This window comes from Nonomuraea sp. NPDC000554 (assembly GCF_040300065.1).
Classification (GTDB): domain Bacteria; phylum Actinomycetota; class Actinomycetes; order Streptosporangiales; family Streptosporangiaceae; genus Nonomuraea.
Genome location: NZ_JBEPDC010000025.1, coordinates 20,039 through 44,689, shown reverse-complemented (window position 1 = coordinate 44,689; position 24,651 = coordinate 20,039). Strand labels below are relative to the sequence as shown.

Below are 24,651 nucleotides of genomic sequence, written 5' to 3'. Positions count from 1 at the left end.
GACCGGGCCGCCTGCTGCGCCACCGTGGCCGAGGTCGCCAAGCTGGTCGACCTGGCCGGGTTCGTCGAGTTCCCCCCGCTCGCAGCCGCCGCCTGGGCGACCCCGCCTGGCATGCCCGCAGCCGTCGAAGCCCGCGACGAGCTCGCCGCCATCACGGTCGTCAACGACTCCCAGCCGGCAACCACGAGTGCTCCCTCGACCTGTCGTCCGTCGTGTCCAAGGGCGCCCGCCTCGTGCGACTGCCTGCCCAGACCGCCGTTTCGTCATCGCTCCAGACGGCGAACGTGCCTGGCAAGGCGCCGTCGTGAGCAGCCCGCACTTGTTCGCCCTGGCTTGTGTCTGGCGCGCCTGCGAGCAGGCCTGTTTGGCGGACGCCGCGACGACGGCCTGGCCGCGGGCGCCCGGTGGGGCGGCAGGCGGGTTCGCAACTCTTTACGGCATATTGTATTGTGGCCGAGCCAATAGATTATGGCGTATAGAGATGCCTTCGGGCTCTGGACGAGAACACTTGAGAGGACACCGAATGCCATCCGCGACCCTGCACGACGGATCCGCGATCGAGATCGAGATTCACGGCGACGGACCGACCGTCCTGCTGCCCGTGAACCCCACGCCCGCCGACGAGGGACCCCAGGCCGAGGAGATGCGCAAGTGGGGTGCGGACCCCTCGCTCGGTCATTCCCTTCTGACCGGCCTGCGGGACGCGTTCCGCGTGGTCGCCTTCGACTATGAGGGGCACGTGCGGGCCCACCCGAAGGCCGAGACGCTCACCCCCGACAACGTCGCCCGTGATCTGCTGGCAGTGGCCGACGCGGCCGGCGCCGACCGCTTCGCCTACTACGGATACTCGTGGCTGGCCGTGATCGGCATGCAGCTGGCGATCCGCACCGACCGCCTCACGGCGCTCGTCATGGGCGGCTACCCGCCGGTCGGCGGGCCGTACGCCGAGATGCTCGGCGTCACCACCGCGACCCACCGGATGGTCGTCGAGCCGCAGAGTTCGCCGCCCTCCCAGCCGGCAGAGGTGGGCGACTGGGAGAACGCCCCCGTGTCCATGTCACAGGACCAGACCCGCCAGTACGTCACCCTGTACGAGGCGCTCCAGGGCTTCGACGACCGGGCCGCCCAGGACCGGATCGGCTGCCCCAGGCTGTGCTTCGCCGGCTCGGCCGACAAGATCCAATACGGCCCGAAGTGGGACGACATCCTGGTGGACATCGCAGGGCCGATCCTCGCCCGGCGTGCGGAGCTGGAGGGGCTCGGCTGGGACGTGCGTGTCCTCGACGGGCTCGACCACATGCAGGCCATGCAGGCGAACCAGGTCATCCCGGTCGTCCACCCGTGGCTCGCCTCCAAGCTCCTCCCGGCACGCGCGAGCTGACGCGCGGCGGGGCCGGCACGGGCCACGATCGTCGTCGGCCTCTACCGGGCGTGGAACGGGCCCACGCCCCGCTGGCTGGACGCCGACAGGGCCCACTCCCACGGCACCTGCGCCAGGGCTCCGAGGCGAACGGCCGTCGACCAGGCCCGCACGGGAACGGACACTCGTTGATCACGCCGGCCGGGTGGGGCGGGCGCGGACGTGGAGGCGTTCGCCCTGAGGGCCGAAGAGGCAGAGGAGCTCGACCGGTTCCGGGTCGGGGTTGGCGAACCAGTGCGGCACCCGGGTGTCGAACTCGGCGACCTCACCAGGCGTGAGGATCACGTCGTGCTCGCCGAGGACCAGGCGCAGCCGCCCGGACAGGACGTAGATCCAGTCGTAGCCCTCGTGGGTGCGGGGGTCGGGCTCGGTTCCCGGAAATTCCGGCGGGATGATCTGCTTGAAGGCGTGCAGCCCGCCGGGCCGGCGGGAGAGCTGGATGTAGGTGCTGCCGTGGTGCTGGAACGAGCGCAACCGGACGCGGGGATCTCCGGTGGGCGGCGCGTCGACCAGCTCGTCGAGCGACACCTGATGGGCCCGCGCCAGGGGCAGCAGGAGCTCCAGGGTCGGCCGGCGCTGCCCGGACTCCAGGCGCGACAGGGTGCTGATGGAGATGCCGGTGGACTCCGACAGCTCGGTCAGGGTGGCCCCGCGCTGTTGGCGCAGGGTTCGCAGCCGCGGCCCGACGGCATGCAGGACCTCGTCCAGGTCGCTCTCGTCGTCTTCCACGGCCGCCAGTTTGCCATATCGGCAACGAAAATTGTCGGTTCGGGGCCGGGCCGTGCAGGATCGCGCCAGCCACGAGAAGGGAAGGCTGACGATGACCGACGAGGCAGAGCGGTTCTGGGAAGAGCGATATCAGGAGCGTGACCGCGTGTGGAGCGGGAAGGCGAACCCCGTCCTGGTGGACGTTGCCGGCTCGCTGCCGGCGGGCGCCGCGCTGGACCTCGGCTGCGGGGAAGGCGGCGACGCGGTCTGGCTGGCCGGGCTGGGCTGGCAGGTGACGGCCGTGGACGTGTCCGCCACCGCCCTCAGCCGGGCCGCTGCCGCCGCGGAGGCGGCCGGCCTCGAGGCCCGCATCGACTTCCAGCGGCACGACCTGGCCCACTCCTTCCCCTCCGGCGTGTTCGACCTGGTCTCGGCCCAGTTCCTGCAGTCCCCGGTGGAGTTCCCCCGTGACCGCGTCCTCCAGGCGGCGGCGCGCGCCGTGGCGTCCGGCGGGCTCCTACTGATCGTCGAGCACGGCGCCTTCCCGCCCTGGTCCCGGCACCCTGAACCGCACCCGCGCTTCCCCACTCCGGAGGAGACCCTGGCCGTGCTCGACCTGAGCCCCGGGCAGTGGCGCACCGAACGACTGGGCTCCCCGAAGCGCGAGGCCACGGGCCCGGACGGGCAGCGCGGCACCCTCATCGACAACGTCGTCGCGGTCAGACGCCTCACGTAGCACGCGGGTGGCGGGCCGTTCCACGGGACCGGCCCGCCGGTGAGCAATGTTGCGCTGTATCGGCCTGATTCGAGCAACTCCACGCTCTTGACAGGAGAGTTCCCGCTCGATTTACTCCGTTGCACGCCGGGTTGAGCATCCGGCGGCAGAGGTACGCCCAGCCGGTATGTGGCCCGCGCCCGAGCCCGGACTGAGTCGCCAGGATCGCTGTCAGCATCCGAGGCGGGGACGTACCCTCAAGCGTCTGGAGCGCGACGATGCGAGCGAATCGTCTCCCCACCCGTAGATCTGTCGGCGCCGTCGTGGCCCTCACGACCGCGCTGGCCGCCCCGCTCATCACCCCGTCCACCGCGTCGGCCGAAACGACGGCCGCCGCAATCGTGCCGCCCCCCGCGCACGCCGGGTTCGACTACCAGATCGGCGGTCCGTACACGCCGCCGACGGGGGTCAAGGTGGTCAGCCGCGACCACGAGGCGAGCCCCGCCGCCGGTCTGTACAACATCTGCTACGTCAACGCCTTCCAGGCCCAGTCCGGCGCTGAGCAGGAGTGGGACGCCGACCTGCTGCTACGCGACGCCAACGGCAACGTGGTCGTCGACAAGAACTGGAACGAGGCGCTGCTCGACCTGCGTACCGACGCCAAGCGGCAGCGGGTCGCGGCGAAGGTGAACGGCTGGATCGACGGCTGCAAGGCCAAGGGGTTCCAGGCGGTCGAGCCCGACAACTACGACAGCTACTCGCGCTCGCGCGGCCTGGTGAGCAAGGCGAACGCCCAGGCGTACATCCGTCTGCTGTCGGCGCACGCGCACGCCCAGGGCCTGGCGATCGCCCAGAAGAACACCTCGGAGCTGGCCGGCTCGCGTCAGCAGAACGGGCTGGACTTCGCGGTCGCCGAGGAGTGCGGCGTCTGGGACGAGTGCGGCGACTACACCGCGGCCTTCGGCGACAACGTGATCGTGATCGAGTACACCGCCCGGGGCCTGTCGAAGGCCTGCTCGGGCTGGGGCGGCCGGCTGAGCGTCGTCCGCCGCGACGTGAGCGTCTCCCCCAAGGGCAGCAGCGGATACGTTCGGCAGACCTGCTGATAACGTCCGGTCTTCTTGTTATCTCGGAGGTACAGATGGAGGCGATCCATCACGCTGCCCCCATGCCATCACGTCGTGGACTCCTGCGCGGCGCCGGCGCCCTGGCGCTGTCCGCGGTCGGGAGCGTGGCCGTGGCCGGGTGCGGGAAAGGCGCCGGTGACGGCGTCGGCCCCGACGGGCGGGTCACGATCGAACTGTGGCACGGGCAGACCGACACGGCTCTGAAAGCCATCAAGCGGCTGGTAGCCGACTTCCAGCGCGCGCACCCCGGCATCAGGGTCGACGTCGGCGGCGGAGTGCTGGCCGACGCGATGCTGCAGAAGATCACCGCGGCGCTCGCGTCGGGCTCCTACCCCGACATCGCCTACATCTTCGGCTCGGACCTGGCCAGCATCGCGCGCAGCCCGCAGGTGGTCGACCTGACCGGCACCGTCAACTCCGGCCCCACGCCGTGGAACGACTACTGGGCGCCCGCGCGGGCGGCCGTCACCGTCAACGGCCAGGTCCGGGCCGTTCCCGCGGTGGTCGACTCGCTGGCCGTGGTCTGCAACAAGAAGCTGTTCCGCCAGGCCGGGGTGCCCCTGCCCGAGCCCGGCTGGACGTGGCAGAAGTTCGTCGAGACGGCCCAGCGGCTCACCGACGCGGCACGCGGCACGTTCGGCACGGGCTGGCCGGGCGTGGGCGACGAGGACACGGTGTGGCGGCTGTGGCCCCTCGTCTGGGACCTCGGCGGTGACGTGATCGCCGGCGACGGGCGCAGCATCGGGTTCGCCGGCGTCGGGGTCCAGGCCCTTCAGGTGGTGGAGGCGCTCGCCCGCGCCTCCAGCGTCTACATCGACCCCAAGCCGGGCAGCGAGCAGATGTACCAGGTGTTCCTGTCAGGCCGGATGGGGATGGTGCTCACCGGCCCGTGGCAGCTGCCCGACATCGAGGACGCCGGGATCGACTACCACGTGGCGCCGCTGCCCACCTTCAGCGGCCGGCCGGTGACGATCTCGGGCCCCGACACGTGGACCATGTTCGACAACGGCAGCGCGCGCGTGCAGGCCGCCCGCACCTTCCTGACCTGGCTGATGCAGCCCGCGCAGGACGTCCGCTGGGCCGTGGAGGCGGGCAGCCTGCCGCTGAGCCGGGCCACCCAGGCCATGCCCGCCTGGCAGAAGAAGACCTCCGGCTCCCAGGGTCTGAAGGTGTTCACGCAGGCGCTGGAGTCGGCGCGGGCACGCCCGGCGCACCCCGCCTACCCCCAGATCTCCCAGGCGCTCGGGCAGGCCATCGTCGCCGTGCTGCTCCGCAAGAGCACCCCCGCCGAAGCGCTGCGCAGCTGCGCCGACGAGGCCGACGCCGCCCTGCTCATCCCGCGTTGAGGAGTCCTTCCATGCCTGGTCCCCCCAAACCGTTCACCGTCTCCGACCACGAACTGCGTCAACGCGCCCTGCGCCGGTCACGCCGCCACGAGTCGCGGACCGCCTGGGCGTTCATCTCCCCGTCGGTGCTGGTCATCCTCGGGCTCAGCATCGTGCCCACGGTCTGGTCGCTGTTGCTGTCCTTCCAGGCCGACGACCTGGTCACGCCGAGCCGCTGGGTGGGGCTGGACAACTACTACGCGCTGACCAAGGACCCGCACTTCGGGCAGGCCGTCCGCAACACGCTGGTGTACACGGCGCTGTACGTCCCGCTCAGCATCGTCCTGGGGCTGGGGCTCGCCCTCGTCCTGAACCAGCGGATCAGGCTCGTCGGCCTGTACCGCACGCTGATCTTCGTGCCGTTCGTCGTCTCGGCCACGGCCCAGGGCACGCTGTTCTCCTTCATCCTCGACCCGCAGTTCGGCGCGGCCAACGCGGTGCTGCACGCGCTCGGCGTCTCCCCGCAGGGCTTCTTCACCGACCCCGGCCAGGCGATGCCCGTCCTCGTGGCCGTCACGTTGTGGAGCGGCCTGGGCTTCTGCGTCGTGGTGTACCTCGCGGCCCTCCAGGACGTGCCGCGCCCGCTGATCGAGGCGGCGCGGCTGGACGGCGCCGGACGGTGGCACCTGCTGCGGCACGTCACCCTGCCCACGATCGCCCCGGTCAGCGTGTTCCTCGTGCTGTGGCAGACCATCAACGCGCTCCAGCTCTTCGACCTGGTGTACGTGACGACCAAGGGCGGCCCGCTCGGCGCCACCACCGTGATCGTCTACTTCATCTGGGAGCAGGCGTTCAAGAACTTCACCGCCGGTTACGGGGCCGCGGCCGCGTACGTCCTCGCCGTGGCCCTGTTCGTGATCGCCGCCGGCCTTCGTGTGGTCCGGGGCCGCGAAGGCCGGCGGCTCGAAGGAGCCACCCGATGACGGCGACCCTGACCACCTCCCCCCGCCGGGCCGCGCACGCCGGCACGCCACGGCGGAGCCGCGCGCGGCTGCCGTTCAGCCCCTGGCACCTGCTGCTGGCCCCGCTCGCGCTGATCTTCGCGATCCCGCTGATCTGGCTGCTGCTCAGCTCCGTGATGAGCAACGCGGAGATCAACCGGTTCCCTCCCGCGCTGTGGCCGTCGGGCATCGACCTCGGGGGATACCGGTACGTCCTGGGCAACGCCATGTTCCCGCGCTGGTTCGCCAACTCGCTGGTCGTCTCCGCCGTCGCGGTCGCGTCCAACCTGCTGTTCGGCGCGCTCGGCGGGTACGCCTTCGCCCGCATGCGGTTCGCCGGCTCCCGCGTCCTGCTGGTGCTGATGCTGGCCACGATGGCCATCCCCTTCCAGCTGACGATGATCCCGACGTTCCTCGTCATGAAGCGCCTCGGGCTCATCGACACGCTCGGCGCGCTGATCGTGCCCTCGCTGGTCACGCCGTTCGCGGTGTTCCTGCTGCGGCAGTTCTTCCTCTCCCTGCCCAGGGAGCTGGAGGAGGCCGCCTGGATCGACGGGTGCTCGCGGCTGCGGGTGCTGTTCCGCGTCGTGCTGCCGCTGTCGCGTCCGGCGCTGAGCACCGTGGCGATCCTGACGTTCCTGTCGACCTGGAACGATCTGACCTGGCCGCTGATCGCCATCAACCACGACACCCAGTACACCCTGCAGCTCGGGCTGGCGACCTTCCAGGGGCAGCACCACACCCAGTGGGCGGCCGTCATGGCAGGCAACGTGATCACGGTGCTGCCGGTGCTGCTCGCCTTCGTCGGCGCGCAGAAGGCGTTCATCCAGTCCATCACGTCCAGCGGCCTCAAGGGCTGACCTCGCAACCGACCTACGGAAACCGATGCACCACACTTTCGACCTGCTCGTCATCGGGGACGCCAACCCCGACGTCATCGTCGGCCCGCTGGACGCGCCGCTCGCCTTCGAGCAGCGTGAACAGCTCGTCGGCGCCGGCGCGCTCACCCTCGGCGGCTCCGCGGCGATCATGGCCTGCGGCGCCGCGCGCCTCGGCCTCAAGGTCGCCTTCGCCGGCCGCGTCGGCGACGACGACGCCGGCCGCTATGTCCGCGACACCCTGGCCGCCCGCGGGGTCGACACCGGCGCCCTGCGCATGGACGCGGAGCTGCCCACCCCTCTCACGGTGGTGGTCACCCGCGAGGACGACCGCGCGATCCTCACCGCCCCCGGCACGCTGGCGGCGACCACCGGTGACGACGTCCCCGAGGCGTTGCTCGCCGGCAGCAGGCACGTGCACGCCGCCTCCTACTTCCTGATGCCCGCGCTCGCGCGGGCGCTGCCCCGCCTGCTGCGCGCCGCGCGCGCCCACGGCGCCACCACCTCGCTCGACACCAACGACGACCCCTCGGGGCAGTGGGACCCGCTCGGCCTGCCCGCCGTGCTCGCCGAGACCGACATCCTGCTCCCCAACGCCCGCGAGGCGCGCCACCTCGCGGGACCCGCCGCGCACTCGCCGGAGGCGGCCGCCGCCCTCCTCGCCACGCGCGGGCCGCTGGTGGCCGTCAAGAACGGCGCCGACGGCGCCCTCTGCCACGACGGCGCCACCCTCACCAGCACCCGCGGCATCACCGTGACCCCCGTCGACACCGTCGGCGCCGGAGACAGCTTCGACGCCGGTTTCGTCGCCGCGACCCTGGCAGGCCTGCCCCCCGCCGACGCCCTGGACGTCGCCGCCGCCTGCGGAGCCCTGTCCACCCGTGCCCACGGCGGCACCCCGGCCCAGGCCACCTGGGACGAGGCCGTCGCGCACGTCACCCGTATCGGAAAGCACCTGACATGAGCACCAAGATCACATTCATCGGCGCGGGAAGCGTCGTCTTCACCCAGGGCCTGCTCGCGGATCTGTTCGCCTTCCCCGAGCTGCAGGACGTCCACGTCGCCCTGCACGACATCGACGCCGAGCGCCTGGCCACCGCCGAGCAGGCCGCCCGGCACATCGCCGCCGAGCGCGGGGCCCGCCCCCGCGTCACCGCCCACGCCGACCGGCGGGAGGCGCTCGACGGCGCCGACTTCGTCATCAACATCGTGCAGGTCGGCATGGGCGAGGCGACCCGCACCGACTTCGACGTCCCCGCCAGGTACGGCCTGCGCCAGACCATCGGCGACACCCTCGGCATCGGCGGCATCTTCCGCGCGCTGCGCACCTTCCCGGTGCTGCGCTCCCTGAGCGAGGACATCGCCGCCGTCTGCCCCCAGGCGTGGCTGCTCAACTACACCAACCCGATGGCGATGAACGTCCAGTACCTCGCCCAGGCCGCCGGGCTGACGCGCGTGGTCGGCCTGTGCCATTCGGTGTACTGGACCATACGCGGCCTGTCCGACCTGCTGCAGGTGCCGTTCGAGGAGGTTCGCTACCGCGCCGCGGGCGTCAACCACCAGGCGTGGGTGCTGCGGTTCGAGCACGACGGCGCCGACCTGTACCCCCGCCTGGACGCCCTGATCGCGGCCGACGAGCAGCTGCGCCGCAGGGTCCGCGTCGACATGTACCGGCGGCTGGGCTACTACCCGACCGAGACCAGCGAGCACTCCTCCGAGTACGTGCCCTGGTACCTGCACCACGACGGCGAGATCGAGCGGCTGCGCCTGCCCGTCGGCGCCTACCTCGACATCGTCGAGCAGAACGTGGCCAGCTACGAGCGGACGCGCGACGCCCTGGCCGCCGGAGAGCCGCTCCCGGTCGAGGGGACCATGGAGTACGCCCCCCAGATCATCCACAGCATCACCACGGGCACGCCCCGGACCGTCTACGGCAACGTCCCCAACCACGGCCTGATCGACAACCTGCCCGACCACGGCGCGGTCGAGGTGCCCTGCCTGGTCGACGCGCTGGGCGTGCAGCCCACCCGCGTCGGGGCGCTGCCCGCGCAGCTGGCGGCGCTCAACCGGACCTACCTGAGCGTCACCGACCTCGTCGTCAGGGCCGCGATCGAGGACGAGCCGCGCCACATCCGCCACGCGGCCATGACCGACCCGGCGACCGCCGCGACGCTGACCGTCGAACAGATCTGGGAGCTGTGCGACGACATGGTGAAGGCCCACGCCGACCGCCTTCAGCCCGCATTGCGCGCCACCCTCGGTAGCTGAACGTCAGCGGCGGGCGGCGAGGCAGGCCGACAGGAGGTCGTCCAGGGCGGCCTTGAGACGGGCGGGGTCCAGGTCGTGCTCGCGGAGGCGGTAGGTCACCAGGTTGGCGGCCAGGGGGGCGAGCAGGGCGTCGGCCAGGGTGGGGGCGTCGCGTGCCGGGTCGGCCTCGGCGATCAGGATCGACAGGTGGCGGTGGTAGGCGTCGTAGGCGCCGCCGAAGCGGGCGAACGGGCCCGCGGTCTCGGCCATGAGCAGGAGGTCGAGCTGGGCGAAGGTGCGGTCGGTGAGCGCGTGGAGGAAGGCGCGGACGCGGGGGAGGGGCGGCGCGCCGGGGCCCAGCGGCGGGGGGCCGGTGAGGAAGGACTGCTGGAACTCGCGCTCCCGCTCGTCGATCAGGGCGTAGGCCAGGCCGGAGCGGTCGCCGAACCTGCGGTAGAGGGTGCCCACGCCGACCTCTGACGCGCTGGCCACCTTCGCCATGGTCAGCCCCTCGATGCCGTCCGTGGCGACGATCTCCGCCGCCGCGGCGAGGATCCTGGCCCGGTTCCGGGCGGCGTCGGTGCGCTCCCCGCCGCGTGGCCGCCCGGCCGCGTCGTTGCTGCGTCGAGTCTGCGTCACGTGGTCACCGTATCGGCAGCGGCCCGCTTGATAACCGGAATGCGTTCCGCTTACCCTTAACCGGAACGCATTCCGGTATATCGAGGGGACCGCACATGACAGAGCTCACCGGCAAGGTCGCGATCGTGACCGGCGGCAGCCGGGGCATCGGGGCCGCCATCGCCAGGCGCCTGGCGGAGGCGGGCGCCGACGTCGTGATCACGTACACGAACGCCGCGGAGAGGGCCCGATCTGTCGTCAAGGAGATCGAGGCGGCCGGACGCCGCGGCCTGGCCGTCCCGGCCGAGGCCGCGGACCCGGCCGCGCTCCTGGCGGCGGTCGAGCACGCCGTCTCGGCGATGGGACGGCTGGACATCCTGGTCAACAACGCGGGCATCGCACCCTACGGGCCGCTGGAGGACGTCACGCTGGAGGAGGTCGACCGCGCGCTGGCCGTCCACCCGCGGGCGTCGTTCGTCCTGGCCCAGGCCGCCACCCGGCACATGGGCGCGGGCGGCCGTGTCATCACCATCGGCAGCAGCCTGGCCGAACGCGTCCCCTATCCGGGCTGGACGCTGTACGCGATGAGCAAGTCCGCGCTCATCGGCCTGACCAAGGGGCTGGCGCGCGACCTCGGCCCGTACGGCATCACCGCCAACCTCGTCCACCCCGGGTCGACCGACACCGAGATGAACCCCGCCGACGGCCCGGACGCCGAGGAGGAACGCCGCTACACCGCGCTGGGCCGCTACTGCGACCCCGCCGACATCGCCGCCACCGTCCTGCACCTGGCGGGGGAGGGCGGGCGCAACATCACCGGCGCGTCCATCGCCGTGGACGCGGGCACCACGGCCTGACGAGCCCGCCGTCGGCGGGTGGAGCCGGTCCTTCGGCTGCTGAAGTGATGAGTTGATTTTTTGAACTCACTCGTCTAGCGTCGGCAGCAGTTGGATACAAGGACTACCCAAGGAGCAGGGCATGCCTTTCGTGGAACTGTTCACCCCCAAGGGCGCTCTCGACGGCGAACGCGGCGAGCGGGTGAAGGAGCAGCTGGTGGCCGAGGTGATGCTGGCCGAGGGCGCGCCCGACAGCCCGGAGGCGCGCGAGATCTCCTGGCTCGTGGTCAACGAGCCCGACACCTGGTACGTCGGCGGGCGGCAGCTCCTCGACGAGGAGCCTCCCCGTTACGTCGTGCGGGTCAGCGTCCCCGCCGGGTCGCTGGACGACGACAAGCGAGCCGACATGATCAGCCGCATCACCCGCGTCCTGTCCCAGGCCGAGGACGACCCGGAGCGGCTCTACGACCGGCCGGTCGCCTGGGTCCACCTGCTCGAGATCCCCGACGGCAACTGGGGCGCCGCCGGGCGGGTCTTCCGGCTTCCCGACATCGTCGACTTCGTCGTCGGCGCGGCGGTCTGAGCCACGGGCCCCCGGCATCCATCAGGCGGCGGTGCCCTCGCGGATCGGGTCGGCGGTGTGCTTTATGTAGGTTTGGGGCAACCCCGACCTGTCAGGAGAAGCATGGCGTCCGCCCGGCCCCGAGTCCTTTTCGTCACCGACCTCGCCTACCAGGCCAGGGGGCGGCGCTACTGCGACGAGGACATCTTCCTGTCCTCCCGGCTGCGGAAGGACTTCGACCTCGCCCTGTGCCACCCGGTGGACGCCGCCGCCCTGATGGACGCCTTCGACGCGGTCGTGGTCCGCAACAGCGGGCCCGTCCTGCACTACCAGGAGCGGTACGACGCCTTCCGCGCCCAGGCCGCCCAGCGCGGCACCCGTGTCTACAACCCGCTGTCCGGCCGGGCCGACATGGCGGGCAAGCAGTACCTCCTGGATCTGACCACGGCCGGATACCCGGTCATCCCCACCGTCGACCGCCCCCAGGACCTCGGCCGCCTGCCCGAGGCGGACCAGTACGCGGTCAAGCCCAAGGCCGGAGCGGACTCCATCGGCCTGGAGTTCGTCACCCGCGACCGGCTTGCCCACGTCGCCTACGGGGACGTCCTGGTTCAGCCGCGCGTCGACTTCCGCTACGAGGTGTCGTTCTACTACGTCGACCACACCTTCCAGTACGCCCTGCACGCCCCCCGTCCCGACCAGCGGTGGAGCCTGGAACCGTACGAGCCCACCGACGCCGACCTCGACTTCGCCCGTCGCTTCGTCGAGTGGAACACCATCGACCACGGCATCCAGCGCGTCGACGCCTGCCGCACCCGCGACGGCGCGCTCCTGCTGGTCGAGCTGGAGGACCTCAACCCGTACCTGTCGCTGGACCTCGTCCCTGACCGGACCCGCGACGCCTTCGTCGCCGGCATGAAGGCGTCCCTCCACCGGTTCCTCGACACCTGACGCGCCGATATGACCGAACGGCAGATGCGGACTCGGCCGAAAGGCCGATCCTCAGCCTGAGCGGTTGCCGGGACGATCTTCGACGATCGTCCCGACAACTGACTTGGAGTGCCGAAGTGACGAAGCCATCGAGGTGGCGAGGATCGGTAGTGCTGGCCGTGGCGCTGTGCGCGGCCACGGCCGTGCCGGCGGCCGCGCAGGACCGCGCAGCCGGCGAGAACTGGGTCGCGACGTGGGGGGCGGCGGTCCAGCGCCCCACCCCCGGCACCGAGGACAACGGGCCCAACTGGTCGGTCGGAGGGTTCAGGGACCACACGCTCCGGCAGGTGGTCAGGGTCACCGCGGCGGGTTCCCAGGCGCGCATCCGGCTGTCCAACCTGTACGGCAGCAAACCCCTGAAGATCGCGGGCGCCCGGCTCGGCAGGTCGGCCGGGGGCGCGCTGGTGTGGCCGGGCAGCTCGCGCGTCCTGCGATTCGGCGGGAAGCCGGCGACGGAGATCCCGCCGGGCAAGGAGGCCGTCAGCGACCCGGTCGCGCTGACCACCTCGCCGCTGGAGAAGCTGGCCGTGACCCTGCGGCTGTCCGGCGCGACGGGCCCCGCGACCTTCCACCGCTTCACCACCGCGACCTCCTACCGCGCGCAGGGCGACCACCTGTCCGACCAGGGTGCCGACGCCTTCCGCCAGTCCACCGGCGCGTGGTACTACCTGAGCGGCGTGGAGGTCGTCGCGGACGCGCCCGCCGTCGTGGCCTTCGGCGACTCGCTCGTCGACGGCGTCGGCTCCAGCGCCGGCGCCGACGTCAGGTTCGTCGACCAGATCGCGGAACGGCTCGTCGAGGCGGGCAGCCGGGCCGGGACGGTCAACGCGGGCATCGCGGGCAGCCGCCTGCTGAACGACTCCGCCTGCTTCGGCGACAAGGCGCCGGACCGCTTCCGCCGCGACGTGCTGGACCGCCCCGGCGTCAAGGCGGTCGTCATCCACCTCGGCGCCAACGACCTCGGCTACCCCCAGGTCGACGGCGCGTGCACCAAGCCCAACCCGCGGGTCACCGTGGCGCAGCTCATCGAAGGCCACCAGGCGCTGATCAGGGCCGCCCACGCCCGCGGCATCAAAGCCATCGGCGTCACCATCATTCCGCTGAAGGGGGCGCTGTTCCCGTTCTGGAACGAGGACGTGGAGAAGGCCAGAACGGCGCTCAACCAGTGGATCCGCACCGGCGGCGGGTACGACGCCGTCCTGGACGCCGACCGCGCCGTCGCGGACCCCGCCGCGCCTGACCGTCCCCGGCCCGGCTACGTCTTCATGGACGGGCTGCACCCCAGCGACGCCGGCTCGCACGCCATCGCGTCCGCTCTGCGCCTGGAGGATCTGAGTAGCTAGAGGGAATCGATTTCCCGGAAACGCCTCCTTGAAAGTGGTGCCGGGTGGGCGCGCCTGCCCGCCCGGCACTGCCCATTTCGCCACAGATGTCATGACCGAGCAAGGTCTTGACGGGGTCAGGCGGCGACTGTACGTTCTTCGAGAAATCGATTGCTCACTGCCTTTCTTCTCCCTCCCCGCCCCCAGTGATCCCTTGACTGCCACCACGGTGTCACGGGGCCACCCCTTGCCAGGAGAAGTCGTGTACACGATCGTTCAACGCCTGATGCGCCCAAGCGCCCTGATCGCGGCGCTGCTGCTGGTTCCGGCCGTGGCCTCCGTCCCGGCCGAGGCGGCAGCGCCACCGCCGCCGAGCACGTTCTTCTCGACCACAGAAATCGATTCAGCGGCCACGGTCGGAGCCCCCGCCGTGGGCGACAACCGCAACCACGGCGACCTGTGGCCGTCGTGCTGGTCCAACGACGACCACGTCTACGCCGCCTACGGCGACGGCGTCGGGTTCAGCGACGTCTACAGCGACATCGGCGTGGCCAGGATCTCCGGCACGCCGGGCAACCTCACCGGCTCGCAACTGGCCATCGGCGAGCGCGTCGGGCAGGTGTGGAACGCGCAGCACACGCGCAAGCCCACGGGCATGGCCTGCGTGGGCGGCGCGCTCTACCTGGCCGTGCAGGACCTCGCCCTCGACTTCGACGACGCCCCGGCGGCGACCGTCGCGAAGTCCCTCGACCACGGCCAGACCTGGACGTGGGACCGTTCGGTGCCCATGTTCGGCAACGGCGTGTTCACCACGATCATGTTCCTGGACTACGGGAAGGACTACGCCAACGCGCCCGACGGCTACGTCTACGCGTACGGGCTCGATCACAACTGGCGGGACTCCTTCTCTAACCGGGTGCCCGATCCCGTGGACCTCTACCTGGCCCGGGTGCCCAAGGACGCGGTCCAGAACCGGTCGGCCTGGCAGTTCGCCGGCGGCTTCGACGCGTCCGGCACGCCGACCTGGTCCTCGGACATCGCCAAGCGCGCCCCCGTCCTCCACGACGACCGGCGCGTCTACCAGGACGTGTACACCGCCAACCGCGTGCAGAACCTCAGCGTGATCAGCCAGGGCGGCGTGGTCTACAACAAGCCGCTCAACCGCTACCTCTACACCTCCTGGACGGAATACACCTTCGAGTTCTACGAGTCGCCCACCCCCTGGGGCCCATGGAAGCCGTTCGCCACCAAGGACTTCGGCGGCTACCCGTGGACGAGGACGAAGCACGGCGGCTACGCCACCACGATCCCGTCGAAGTACATCAGCGCCGACGGCAAGTCGATGTGGCTGCAGTCCAACGTCTGCCCGTGTGGCGGCGGCTACCCGCCGGGAGAGCACTGGGCGTACACGTTCTCCCTGCGCAGGCTCCGCCTCGAACCGGACGTGCCGACCACCCCGGCCAACAGGTCCGACGCGAACCGGAACCTCGCCCGCGAGCCGGGAACGGTGGGCGTCGAACGGGCGACCCACTTCGGCAACACCGCGTTCTACAACGACGGCAACAAGGCGCAGAACGAGGACGACTGGAACGACGAGCGCAAGGGCGCCAGCTGGTGGGGGTACACCTGGCCGCGCGAGTACCTGATGAACAAGGTCGTGTACACCACAGGGCAGATGTTCGGCGACGGCGGCTGGTTCGCCGCAGACCTCAGGGTCCAGGTACGCCGCGACGGCCGGTGGACGGACGTGAGCGGCCTGCGGGTGACACCCGACTACCCGTACGACAACACCGCCGGCCCGAACCGCAGCTTCGAACTGGGCTTCAACCCCGTCGACGGCGACGGCGTGCGCGTCGTCGGGGCACCTGGCGGCACCCGCACGTTCACCTCCATCGCCGAACTGGAGGTCTACTACGCGGGCACGCCCGGCAGCGTGTTCGGCGGCTCTCCGGCGGACTTCAACGGTGACGGCAAGGACGACATCGTCACCTTCACCCACGGCTCCAGCGCGGACGTCTATGCGGCCACGTCCACCGGCTCAGGTTTCGGCGCGGGCGCCAAGTGGCACGACTTCTTCGCCCCGAGCGGCGAGACGCCGTACACGGGTGACTTCAACGGTGACGGCAAGGACGACATCGTCACCTTCACGCACGGCTCCAGCGCGGACGTCTACGTGGCGACGTCCACCGGCTCGGGTTTTGGCGCGGGCGCCAAGTGGCACGACTTCTTCGCCCCGAGCGGTGAGATCCCGGCCGTCGGTGACTTCAACGGCGACGGAAAGGACGACATCGCCACCTTCACCCGCGGGAACAACGCCGACGTCTACGTGGCCACCTCCACCGGCACGGGCTTCACCGGCGGCGCCAAGTGGCACGACTTCTTCGCGCCGAACGGCGAGTTCCCCGCCGTCGGGGACGTCAACGGCGACGGCAAGGACGACCTGATCGTCTTCACCCAGGGCACCACCGCGGACGTCTACGTCGCCCTGTCGACCGGCACCTCGTTCGGCCCCGCGGTGAAGGTGCACGACAACTTCGCGCCCGGCTCCGAACAGCCCCGCATCGGCGACTTCAACGGCGACGGCAAGGACGACATCGCCACCTTCACCAACGACACGGCGGCCGACGTGTACGTGGCCCTGTCCGACGGCGCCCGCTTCGGCACGGCCGCCAGGTGGAACGACTTCTTCGCCCCGGCGGGCGAGTTCCCGTACGTCGGCGACTACGACGGTGACGGCAAGGACGACATCGTCACCTTCACCCACACCCCTTCCGCCGACGTCCACGTGAGCCTGTCGACCGGCACCGCCTTCAACGGCGGCGGCAAGTGGCACGACTACTTCGGCCTCCCCGGCGAAACCACCCTCTGACCCGGTCATTCCATCGTTCGGCGCGACGCTCGGTCGCGCCGTGGGGTCGCTCTGCGCCGCATTCTTTCCCGACGGGAGAAGACATGAGAAACAGGCTCGTGGCACTCGTCACGGCCATGGTGACGATGACGGCGTGCGTCGGTCTCGCATCACCCGCGCCGGCTTTCGCCGCCGGCCCGCCCCCCAGCTTCCGCGCGCCGTGGCCATGCGGCGAGGCGCGGGACTACTACCATCACTCCACGGAGGTCGCCAACGCGATCGACTTCAACCTTCCCGGATCCGCCGATCTCGGCACACCCGCTCTCGCCTCGGCCCCGGGCGTGGTGATCGACACCGTCCGGAACGACCCCGGCTACGGCAACTACGTCCGCGTCGACCACGGAGGTGGCTGGACGACCCTGGTCGCCCACCTCGACAGGATCACGGTCGACGACAACCAGTGGGTGGACGCGGGCACGGAACTCGGCAAGGTGGGCACCACCGGTAACTCCAGCGGACCGCACCTGCACTACGAGCAGGAGGCCGACGGCGTCAACCAGCGGATCGTCATCGACGGTGTCGCCCTGCGCTACAGCACGAGTGCCACCACGCACGTGAGCGGCAACTGCGGTGGCGCACAGGTCTTCGGCGGTTCGCCGGCGGACTTCAACGGTGACGGCAAGGACGACGTGGTCACGTTCACCCACGGCACCGACGCGGACGTCTACGTGGCCACCTCGAACGGAGCGAAGTTCGACGGGACGTCGGTGAAGTGGCACGACTTCTTCGCTCCGGGCGGGGAGACGCCGTACACGGGTGATTTCAACGGTGATGGCAAGGACGACATCGTCACCTTCACCCAGGGCCCCAACGCGGACGTGTATGTGGCTCCGTCGACGGGCACGAGTTTCGGCGCGGCCACCAAGTGGCACGATTTCTTCGCCACGAGCGGTGAGATTCCGGCGGTGGGTGACTTCAACGGTGATGGCAAGGACGACATCGTCACCTTCACCCGCGGGACGAACGCCGACGTCTACGTGGCGCTGTCCACCGGCAGCGGTTTCGGGACAGCGTCGGTCTGGCACGACTTCTTCGCGTTGAACGGTGAGTTCCCGGCGGTGGGTGACGTCAACGGCGACGGCAAGGACGACCTGATCGTCTTCACCCAGGGCACCACCGCGGATGTCTACGTCGCGCTGTCCACCGGCACCTCCTTCGCGCCCGCGACGAAGGTCCACGACCACTTCGCCCCGGCGGGTGAGCAGCCGCGTGTGGGTGACTTCAACGGCGATGGCAAGGCCGACATCGTCACGTTCACCAGCGACGATCTGGCCGATGTGTACGTGACTCTGTCTGATGGGGCCGGGTTCGGTCCCGGGGTGAAGTGGAACGACTTCTTCGCCCCGGCGGGAGAGTTCCCGTACACGGGCGACTACGACGGTGACGGCAAGGACGACATCGTCACCTTCACCAAGAACGAACTGGCCGACGTGTACGTGAGCCTGTCGACCGGCACGTCCTTCGCCGGCGGCGGCAAGTGGCACGACTACTTCGGCCTCCCCGGCGAAACCACCCTCTGACCCATCTCCAGAAGGACGGACCATCATGACCACTCCGCATGCCCGGGCGCGCCGGCTGTTATCCCTCGCCGCCGGTGTGCTCGTCGCCCTGTGCACGGCACTCCCCGCCCACGCCGACCCTCCGCCCCCGGACCCGCGCCGCGCCAACGCGAACCTGCTCAACGTGAACTGCGACGTACCGCCCAGCCACGACCCTTGGGTGACGCTCACCGTCTATCGGGTGGGACGCAACCACAACGTCAACGACAAGGTGATGCTCGCGGCGTTCGAAGCGGGCTGGGTCGAGTCCCACATGAACAACGTCGCCTGCGGTGACAAGGACTCCCTCGGCGTCTTCCAGCAACGCCCCAGCATGGGATGGGGCACACCGGAGCAGATTCTCGACCCGGCCTACGCCGCGACCCAGTTCTTCGTCAGGGCGATCACGAGCGACCGGCAGAATCCCGGCTTCACCGCCGGCCAGCTCGCGCAGAGCGTCCAGCGTTCGGGCTTCCCGTACCGCTACGACCAGGAGGAGGCCAGGGCCCGGACACTGCTCGACGAGGCCACGCGGATGGCCGGCATGCTGGGCGGTTCGCCAGCGGACTTCAACGGTGACGGCAAGGACGACGTGGTCACGTTCACCCACGGCACCGACGCGGACGTCTACGTGGCCACCTCGAACGGGGCGAAGTTCGACGGGACGTCGGTGAAGTGGCACGACTTCTTCGGCCTGGGCGGCGAGACGCCCTACACGGGTGACTTCACCGGTGACGGCAAGGACGACATCGTCACCTTCACCCACGGCTCCACCGCCGACGTGTACGTCGCCCCCTCCACCGGCACCGGCTTCGGCACGGCCACCAAGTGGAACGACTTCTTCGCCCCGGCCGGTGAGATTCCGGCGGTGGGCGATTTCAACGGCGACGGCAAGGACGACATCGTCACCTTCACCCGCGGCGCCAACGCCGACGTCTACGTGGCCACCTCCACCGGCACGGGCTTCACCGGCGGCGCCAAGTGGCACGACTTCTTCGCCCTGAACGGCGAGTTCCCGGCGGTCGGGGACGTCAACGGCGACGGCAAGGACGACCTGATCGTCTTCACCCAGGGCACCACCGCGGACGTCTACGTGGCGCTGTCGACCGGCACCTCGTTCGCGCCCGCGACGAAGGTCCACGACCATTTCGCCCCGGCGGGTGAGCAGCCGCGCGTGGGTGACTTCAACGGCGATGGCAAGGCCGACATCGCCACGTTCACCAGCGACGACCTGGCCGATGTGTACGTGGCTCTGTCTGATGGGGCCGGGTTCGGTCCCGGGATGAAGTGGAACGACTTCTTCGCTCCGGGGGGCGAGTTCCCGTACACGGGCGACTACGACGGTGATGGCAAGGACGACATCGTCACCTTCACCAAGAACGAACTGGCCGACGTGTACGTGAGCCTGTCGACCGGCACGTCCTTCGCCGGCGGCGGCAAGTGGCACGACTACTTCGGTCTCGCCGGCGAAACCACCCTCTGACCAGCCCGTGAAGAATCAGGGAGACAGACATGACCACGCAGTGGTGGAAACGAGTGCGTAGCGCCGCCTTATGCGGTGTGCTGGCCGCCTCGGGGATGCTCTTCACGGGCGGCCCCGCCGCCGCCAACCCGTCGGGCGACGTGATGGGCAAGGCGTTCGCCCAGGCGACGGCCGAGTTCCAGGTGCCGCGGGACCTGCTCGTGGCGATCGGCTACGGGGAGACGCGTCTCGACGGCCACGCGGGAAAGCCGAGCGCCTCCAACGGCTACGGCGTGATGCACCTGGTGAGCAATCCCCAGCGGAAGACCCTTGAGCAGGCCGCCAAGCTCACCGGCGAGCCCGAGGACACGCTGAAGCGCGAGACGCCGGCCAACATCAGAGGCGGCGCGGCGGTCCTCCGCGCGTACGCCGACGAGCTGGGGCTCGACGCGGCGCAGCGTGCTCGCCTGGACGCGTGGTACCCGGTCGTCGCCCGCTACGGCGGCGCCTCGAACGACCAGGTGACCCGGCTGTACGCCGACACCGTCTACGACATCCTCCGCCAGGGGCTGACGGCGAAGGTCGCCGACGGCGAGAAGGTCGTCGTGACGCCGCGCCGGGTCCGCCCGGAGCGCGGACGGTACGAGCAGGTCAAGCCGCTCGGGCAGTCGACCGGCGACGTCACCACCAAGGCGGACGCGGGCGTCCTGAGCGCGGACTATCCACCCGCCCACTGGGTTCCGGCCAACGGGAACAACTACACGCCCGGCCGGACCAAGCCGATCAGGTACGTCGTCGTGCACGTCACCCAGGGCTCGTACGCCGGCACGATCAACTGGTTCCAGAACCCCAGCGCGCAGGTCAGCGCCCACTACGTGATCCGGTCGTCCGACGGCGACGTCACGCAGATGGTGCGCGACGGCGACACCGCCTACCACGTCCGGTCCGCCAATCCCGAGGCCATCGGCATCGAGCACGAAGGGTACGTCGACAACCCCTCGTGGTTCACCGACGCGATGTACCGCTCCTCGGCGGCGCTGACCCGGTTCCTCTGCGACAAGTACGGAATCCCGCGGACCCGGGCCAACATCGTCGGCCACAGCGAACTGCCGGGCAACGACCACACCGACCCCGGTCCGAACTGGAACTGGGACTACTACATGCAGCTGGTCAACGGCGGCTCGATCTTCGGCGGTTCACCGGCGGACTTCAACGGTGACGGCAAGGACGACGTGGTCACGTTCACGCACGGCACCGACGCGGACGTCTACGTGGCCACCTCGAATGGGGCGAAGTTCGATGGAACGTCGGTGAAGTGGCACGACTTCTTCGCTCCGGGCGGGGAGACGCCGTACACGGGTGATTTCACCGGTGATGGCAAGGATGACATCGTCACCTTCGCCCAGGGGCCCAGCGCGGACGTGTATGTGGCTCCGTCGACGGGCACGAGTTTCGGCGCGGCCACCAAGTGGCACGATTTCTTCGCCCCGAGTGGTGAGATTCCGGCGGTCGGCGATTTCAACGGTGATGGCAAGGACGACATCGTCACCTTCACCCGCGGGACGAACGCCGACGTCTACGTGGCGCTGTCCACCGGCAGCGGTTTCGGGACAGCGTCGGTCTGGCACGACTTCTTCGCGTTGAACGGTGAGTTCCCGGCGGTGGGTGACGTCAACGGTGACGGCAAGGACGACCTGATCGTCTTCACCCAGGGCACCAGCGCGGACGTCTACGTCGCGCTGTCGACCGGCACGTCGTTCGGCCCGGCGCGCAAGGCGCACGACTTCTTCGCCCCGGCGGGTGAGCAGCCGCGCGTGGGTGACTTCAACGGCGATGGCAAGGCCGATATCGCCACGTTCACCAGCGACGATCTGGCCGATGTGTATGTGGCTCTGTCTGATGGGGCCGGGTTCGGTCCCGGGATGAAGTGGAACGACTTCTTCGCTCCGGGGGGCGAGTTCCCGTACACGGGCGACTACGACGGTGATGGCAAGGACGACATCGTCACCTTCACCAAGAACGAACTGGCCGACGTGTACGTGAGCCTGTCGACCGGCACGTCCTTCGCCGGCGGCGGCAAGTGGCACGACTACTTCGGCCTCCCCGGCGAAACCACCCTCTGAAAGAGGAAACCATGGGTTCATCCCTACGCCGCCGATCGCTGCTCGCGGCGGTGGTGACGAGCATGCTCGTCGCGGTGTTCGCCATCGCCGTGACCGCGCCCCCCGCCGCGGCCGCCGCCGACAAGGGGCCGATCGGCTGGGACGTCTTCCGCCAGCTCGACCGGCTCCCCTACCTGAGCCCCGGAACGCAGACCCGCCAGTTCTCCAGCTTCGACCGGGCCGGAGGCAACGTCCAGGACGGCTTCGACGGCCGCTACTCCTGCCTGCGCACCACGTCCTCCGGCTGCGTGATCGCCGAGGACACCGGCCCCGGCGAGATCTCGTCCATCTGGTTCACCAGGGACGGGGGCGACGTCTCTGCCACCGGCACCATCACCGTCGAGCTGGACGGCGTCACCGTCGTCAACGCGTCCCTGCAAGCCCTGGTCAACGGGCAGGTCGGCGCGCCGTTCGTGCATCCGCTGGTGGCCAACGCCGACCAGACCTCCGGCGGCGTGTACGTCAAGGTGCCCATGCCGTACCGCGAGTCGATGCGCGTCCAGGTGCAGCACAACCCGCTCTTCTACCACGTGACCTACCGGCACTTCCCCGACGCCGAAGGGGTGAAGCGCTTCGACCCCGCCGACAAGGCCGCCGACGTGGTCGGCCTGCTGAAGGCGTCCGGGACGCGCGACCCGAAGCCGTCGCGGCCCGGCGCGGAAACCCGCAGCCAGAAGGCCACGCTGACCGCGGGCCAGCAGGTGGAGATGGCCCGGCTCACCGGGCCGGCCGCCATCTCCACGCTGCGCATCCGGATCCCGGACGCTGACAGCGGCGACGACACCCTGGCCAAGCTGCGCCTGCGGCTGGACTTCGACGGCCGGACCACGGTCGACGCGCCCGTCGGAGAGTTCTTCGGATCGGGGCTGGGCGAGTACCAGGTGCGGTCGCTGCTGTTCGCCATGGACACCGCGCCGGGCGGCTGGTACACCACCTGGTGGCCGATGCCGTACCGCACCGAGGCGAAGGTCAGCCTGCTAAACACCACGGGACGCACGTTGAACGACGTCGAGGCGCAGGTCACCTCCGCGCCCGACCCCGCGTGGGCCGACGCGCTCGTGCCCGGTGGCAAGGCGGGCTACTTCAGTACCGAGGCGCGTCGCGGCGACACGGTACGCGACGCCGACTGGCTGTTCGCCGACCGCACCGGCCGGGGCAAGTTCGTCGGCGTCTCGCACACCATGCAGGGGCAGCTCGCGGGCGGCAACACGCGGGTGTACCTGGAAGGAGACGAGCGCGTCCACACCGACGCCGCGCTCACCCCGCAGATCCACGGCAGCGGCGCCGAGGACTTCTACGAGTCCGGCTGGTACTTCAACCGCGGCACCTTCAGCAACCCGATGAACGGCAACCCGGCGCACGAGAAGAACGGCGGTGGCTGCACGTACGAGTGCGACGCCGCCTACCGGCTGATGCTGTCGGACGCGGTGGAGTACTCGACCGCCCTCAGGTTCGGCATCGAGCACGGGATGCAGAACGACGCGCCGGCGGTGTACGGCTCCACCGCGTTCCTGTACACCCAGCCGTCCTTCGGGACACACCGCACCACCGTCCTGGACGTCGGCGACGCGACCAGCAGGGCCGACCACGACTACAAGGAGACCGGAGCGGCGACGCAGGCCACGCTCACCTCGGTCTACGAAGGAGACGACGACGACGCGTCGGTCCGCGACGTGACGAGGTCCACCTCGAGCCCGGTCTCGTTCCTCGTCGGCGTCGACCGCGACAACAACGGGGTGCTGCTGCGCCGGACCTCCGACCAGAGCCAGGCGTACCAGGCGGCCCGCGTCCTGGTCGACGGGGCCGACGTGGGAGAGTGGCGGCAGCCGCTCGGCAACGGCGTGCAGCGCTGGCAGTCCGACACCTTCGCGCTGCCGGCGAGCGCGACCTTCAACAAGAGCCTGATCCGGGTGGAACTGCGGCCCTCGGCCGGCGCGCCCCCGTGGACGGCGGCCCGGTACGCCGCCGACAGCATCATCCCCGAACAGCACATCGACGACCGGGCCCCCTCGGCGGCCACCGGGCCGTCCCTGATCGGCGGCACCGACCACGCGCTGCACCTCACCTGGCGGGAGCCGTCCGACGATCTCGGGCTGCGCGAGTACCGGGTGTACGGCTCCACGTCTCCGACCGTCCCGATCGGGCCGGGCAGCCTGCTCGGCACGACCCGGGCGCTCGGCTTCACCCACGGCGGGCTCGCGGCCGGCAAGACCTGGTACTACCGGGTGGTGGCGGTGGATCTGTCCGGCCGCACGGCCGACCTCGGGCCTGCCGTGTCCGGCCGTAGCGGGCAGCCGACCCGCACCGACCTCGACAAGGACGGCCGCGACGACGCGGTCACGTTCACCAGGGGCACCGCCGCCGACGTGTACGCGTCACTCTCCGACGGCGGGAAGTTCGTGCAGAACGGATGGAAATGGCATGACTTCTTCGCCACTGACCAGGAGATCGCCCTGACGGGCGACTTCGACGGCGACGGCCGCGACGACGCGGTGACGTTCACCAGGGGCACCGCCGCCGACGTGTACGTGACCTTGTCGGACGGGAGCAAGTTCGTCCAGCAGTCCTGGAAGTGGCACGACTACTTCGCGGCGGGCACCGAGATCCCGGCGGTCGGCGACTTCGACGGCGACGGGAAGGACGACATCGCCACGTTCACCCGGGGCTCGTCGGCCGACGTCTACGTGGCGCTGTCCACCGGCTCCGGATTCGCGGGGGCCCGCAAATGGCATGACTTCTTCGCGGCGGGCACCGAGATCCCGGCGGTCGGCGACTTCGACGGCGACGGGAAGGACGACATCGCCACGTTCACCCGGGGCTCGTCGGCCGACG

General features: G+C 70.3%; 20 protein-coding genes. 17 read left to right on the top strand and 3 right to left on the bottom strand.

The features are described 5' to 3' along the window. Window positions 1–523: 523 nt before the first annotated feature. The gene (locus ABT294_RS36850) at window positions 524–1,381 is read left to right on the top strand and encodes an alpha/beta fold hydrolase (protein ID WP_350811022.1); all 858 of its coding nucleotides are present in this window, start codon (window positions 524–526) and stop codon (window positions 1,379–1,381) included. Between the two features lie 41 nt (window positions 1,382–1,422). On the opposite strand, the gene ABT294_RS36845 is transcribed toward ABT294_RS36850, so the two are convergent. Together ABT294_RS36845 and ABT294_RS36840 are read right to left on the bottom strand one after the other, a co-directional pair. Continuing rightward, entirely contained in the window at window positions 1,423–1,545 is a 123-nt protein-coding gene (locus ABT294_RS36845) for a hypothetical protein (protein ID WP_350811021.1), read from the bottom strand. A gap of 7 nt (window positions 1,546–1,552) precedes the next feature. Further along, window positions 1,553–2,158 carry a helix-turn-helix domain-containing protein gene (locus ABT294_RS36840; protein WP_350811120.1) on the bottom strand — a complete coding sequence of 202 codons (606 nt, stop codon included), beginning with the start codon at window positions 2,156–2,158 and terminating at the stop codon, window positions 1,553–1,555. A gap of 82 nt (window positions 2,159–2,240) precedes the next feature. Between ABT294_RS36840 and ABT294_RS36835 the strand changes: the two genes are divergently transcribed. The 7 genes from ABT294_RS36835 to ABT294_RS36805 all read left to right on the top strand — a co-directional run bounded on the left by ABT294_RS36835 (window position 2,241) and on the right by ABT294_RS36805 (window position 9,442). Beyond that, a complete protein-coding gene (locus ABT294_RS36835; protein ID WP_350811019.1) occupies window positions 2,241–2,864 on the top strand; it encodes a class I SAM-dependent methyltransferase in 624 nt (207 codons plus the stop codon). 302 nt (window positions 2,865–3,166) lie between these two features. After that, entirely contained in the window at window positions 3,167–3,949 is a 783-nt protein-coding gene (locus ABT294_RS36830; protein WP_350811017.1) for an endo alpha-1,4 polygalactosaminidase, read from the top strand. A 62-nt stretch (window positions 3,950–4,011) separates the two neighbouring features. Continuing rightward, complete coding sequence (locus ABT294_RS36825; protein ID WP_350811016.1) at window positions 4,012–5,316, top strand: ABC transporter substrate-binding protein; 1,305 nt, start codon at window positions 4,012–4,014, stop codon at window positions 5,314–5,316. A gap of 11 nt (window positions 5,317–5,327) precedes the next feature. Beyond that, entirely contained in the window at window positions 5,328–6,278 is a 951-nt protein-coding gene (locus ABT294_RS36820; RefSeq protein ID WP_350811015.1) for a carbohydrate ABC transporter permease, read from the top strand. Then, window positions 6,275–7,156 (top strand): carbohydrate ABC transporter permease, encoded by an 882-nt coding sequence (locus ABT294_RS36815; protein WP_350811013.1) that lies wholly within the window; start codon window positions 6,275–6,277, stop codon window positions 7,154–7,156. Before ABT294_RS36820 ends, ABT294_RS36815 begins: the two co-directional genes overlap by 4 nt. 25 nt (window positions 7,157–7,181) lie before the next feature. Continuing rightward, window positions 7,182–8,138 carry a carbohydrate kinase family protein gene (locus ABT294_RS36810; RefSeq protein WP_350811012.1) on the top strand — a complete coding sequence of 319 codons (957 nt, stop codon included), beginning with the start codon at window positions 7,182–7,184 and terminating at the stop codon, window positions 8,136–8,138. Then, window positions 8,135–9,442 (top strand): alpha-glucosidase/alpha-galactosidase, encoded by a 1,308-nt coding sequence (locus ABT294_RS36805; protein WP_350811010.1) that lies wholly within the window; start codon window positions 8,135–8,137, stop codon window positions 9,440–9,442. Before ABT294_RS36810 ends, ABT294_RS36805 begins: the two co-directional genes overlap by 4 nt. A gap of 3 nt (window positions 9,443–9,445) precedes the next feature. Here ABT294_RS36805 and ABT294_RS36800 read toward each other — a convergent pair whose 3' ends face one another. After that, entirely contained in the window at window positions 9,446–10,060 is a 615-nt protein-coding gene (locus tag ABT294_RS36800) for a TetR/AcrR family transcriptional regulator (RefSeq protein ID WP_350811009.1), read from the bottom strand. Window positions 10,061–10,155: 95 nt separating this feature from the next. Between ABT294_RS36800 and ABT294_RS36795 the strand changes: the two genes are divergently transcribed. The 9 genes from ABT294_RS36795 to ABT294_RS36755 all read left to right on the top strand — a co-directional run. Next, window positions 10,156–10,896, top strand: coding sequence for an SDR family NAD(P)-dependent oxidoreductase (locus ABT294_RS36795; RefSeq protein WP_350811007.1), 741 nt, complete (start codon window positions 10,156–10,158; stop codon window positions 10,894–10,896). A gap of 121 nt (window positions 10,897–11,017) precedes the next feature. Beyond that, the gene (locus tag ABT294_RS36790; protein ID WP_350811006.1) at window positions 11,018–11,458 is read left to right on the top strand and encodes a tautomerase family protein; all 441 of its coding nucleotides are present in this window, start codon (window positions 11,018–11,020) and stop codon (window positions 11,456–11,458) included. Between the two features lie 102 nt (window positions 11,459–11,560). Next, window positions 11,561–12,388, top strand: a complete 828-nt coding sequence (locus tag ABT294_RS36785) for an ATP-grasp domain-containing protein (protein WP_350811005.1) — start codon at window positions 11,561–11,563, stop codon at window positions 12,386–12,388. Between the two features lie 149 nt (window positions 12,389–12,537). Further along, window positions 12,538–13,770 carry an SGNH/GDSL hydrolase family protein gene (locus tag ABT294_RS36780; RefSeq protein ID WP_350811003.1) on the top strand — a complete coding sequence of 411 codons (1,233 nt, stop codon included), beginning with the start codon at window positions 12,538–12,540 and terminating at the stop codon, window positions 13,768–13,770. Window positions 13,771–14,011: 241 nt separating this feature from the next. Continuing rightward, window positions 14,012–16,618 (top strand): FG-GAP-like repeat-containing protein, encoded by a 2,607-nt coding sequence (locus ABT294_RS36775; protein ID WP_350811001.1) that lies wholly within the window; start codon window positions 14,012–14,014, stop codon window positions 16,616–16,618. An 83-nt stretch (window positions 16,619–16,701) separates the two neighbouring features. Beyond that, entirely contained in the window at window positions 16,702–18,177 is a 1,476-nt protein-coding gene (locus ABT294_RS36770; RefSeq protein WP_350811000.1) for an FG-GAP-like repeat-containing protein, read from the top strand. A 25-nt stretch (window positions 18,178–18,202) separates the two neighbouring features. Beyond that, the gene (locus tag ABT294_RS36765) at window positions 18,203–19,678 is read left to right on the top strand and encodes an FG-GAP repeat domain-containing protein (RefSeq protein WP_350810998.1); all 1,476 of its coding nucleotides are present in this window, start codon (window positions 18,203–18,205) and stop codon (window positions 19,676–19,678) included. A gap of 29 nt (window positions 19,679–19,707) precedes the next feature. Further along, window positions 19,708–21,780: an N-acetylmuramoyl-L-alanine amidase gene (locus ABT294_RS36760; protein WP_350810997.1), complete on the top strand. Its 2,073-nt coding sequence runs from the start codon at window positions 19,708–19,710 to the stop codon at window positions 21,778–21,780. A gap of 11 nt (window positions 21,781–21,791) precedes the next feature. After that, window positions 21,792–24,651, top strand: a 2,860-nt coding sequence (locus tag ABT294_RS36755; RefSeq protein WP_350810995.1) for a DUF2961 domain-containing protein, incomplete at its 3' end; no start/stop codon positions are given.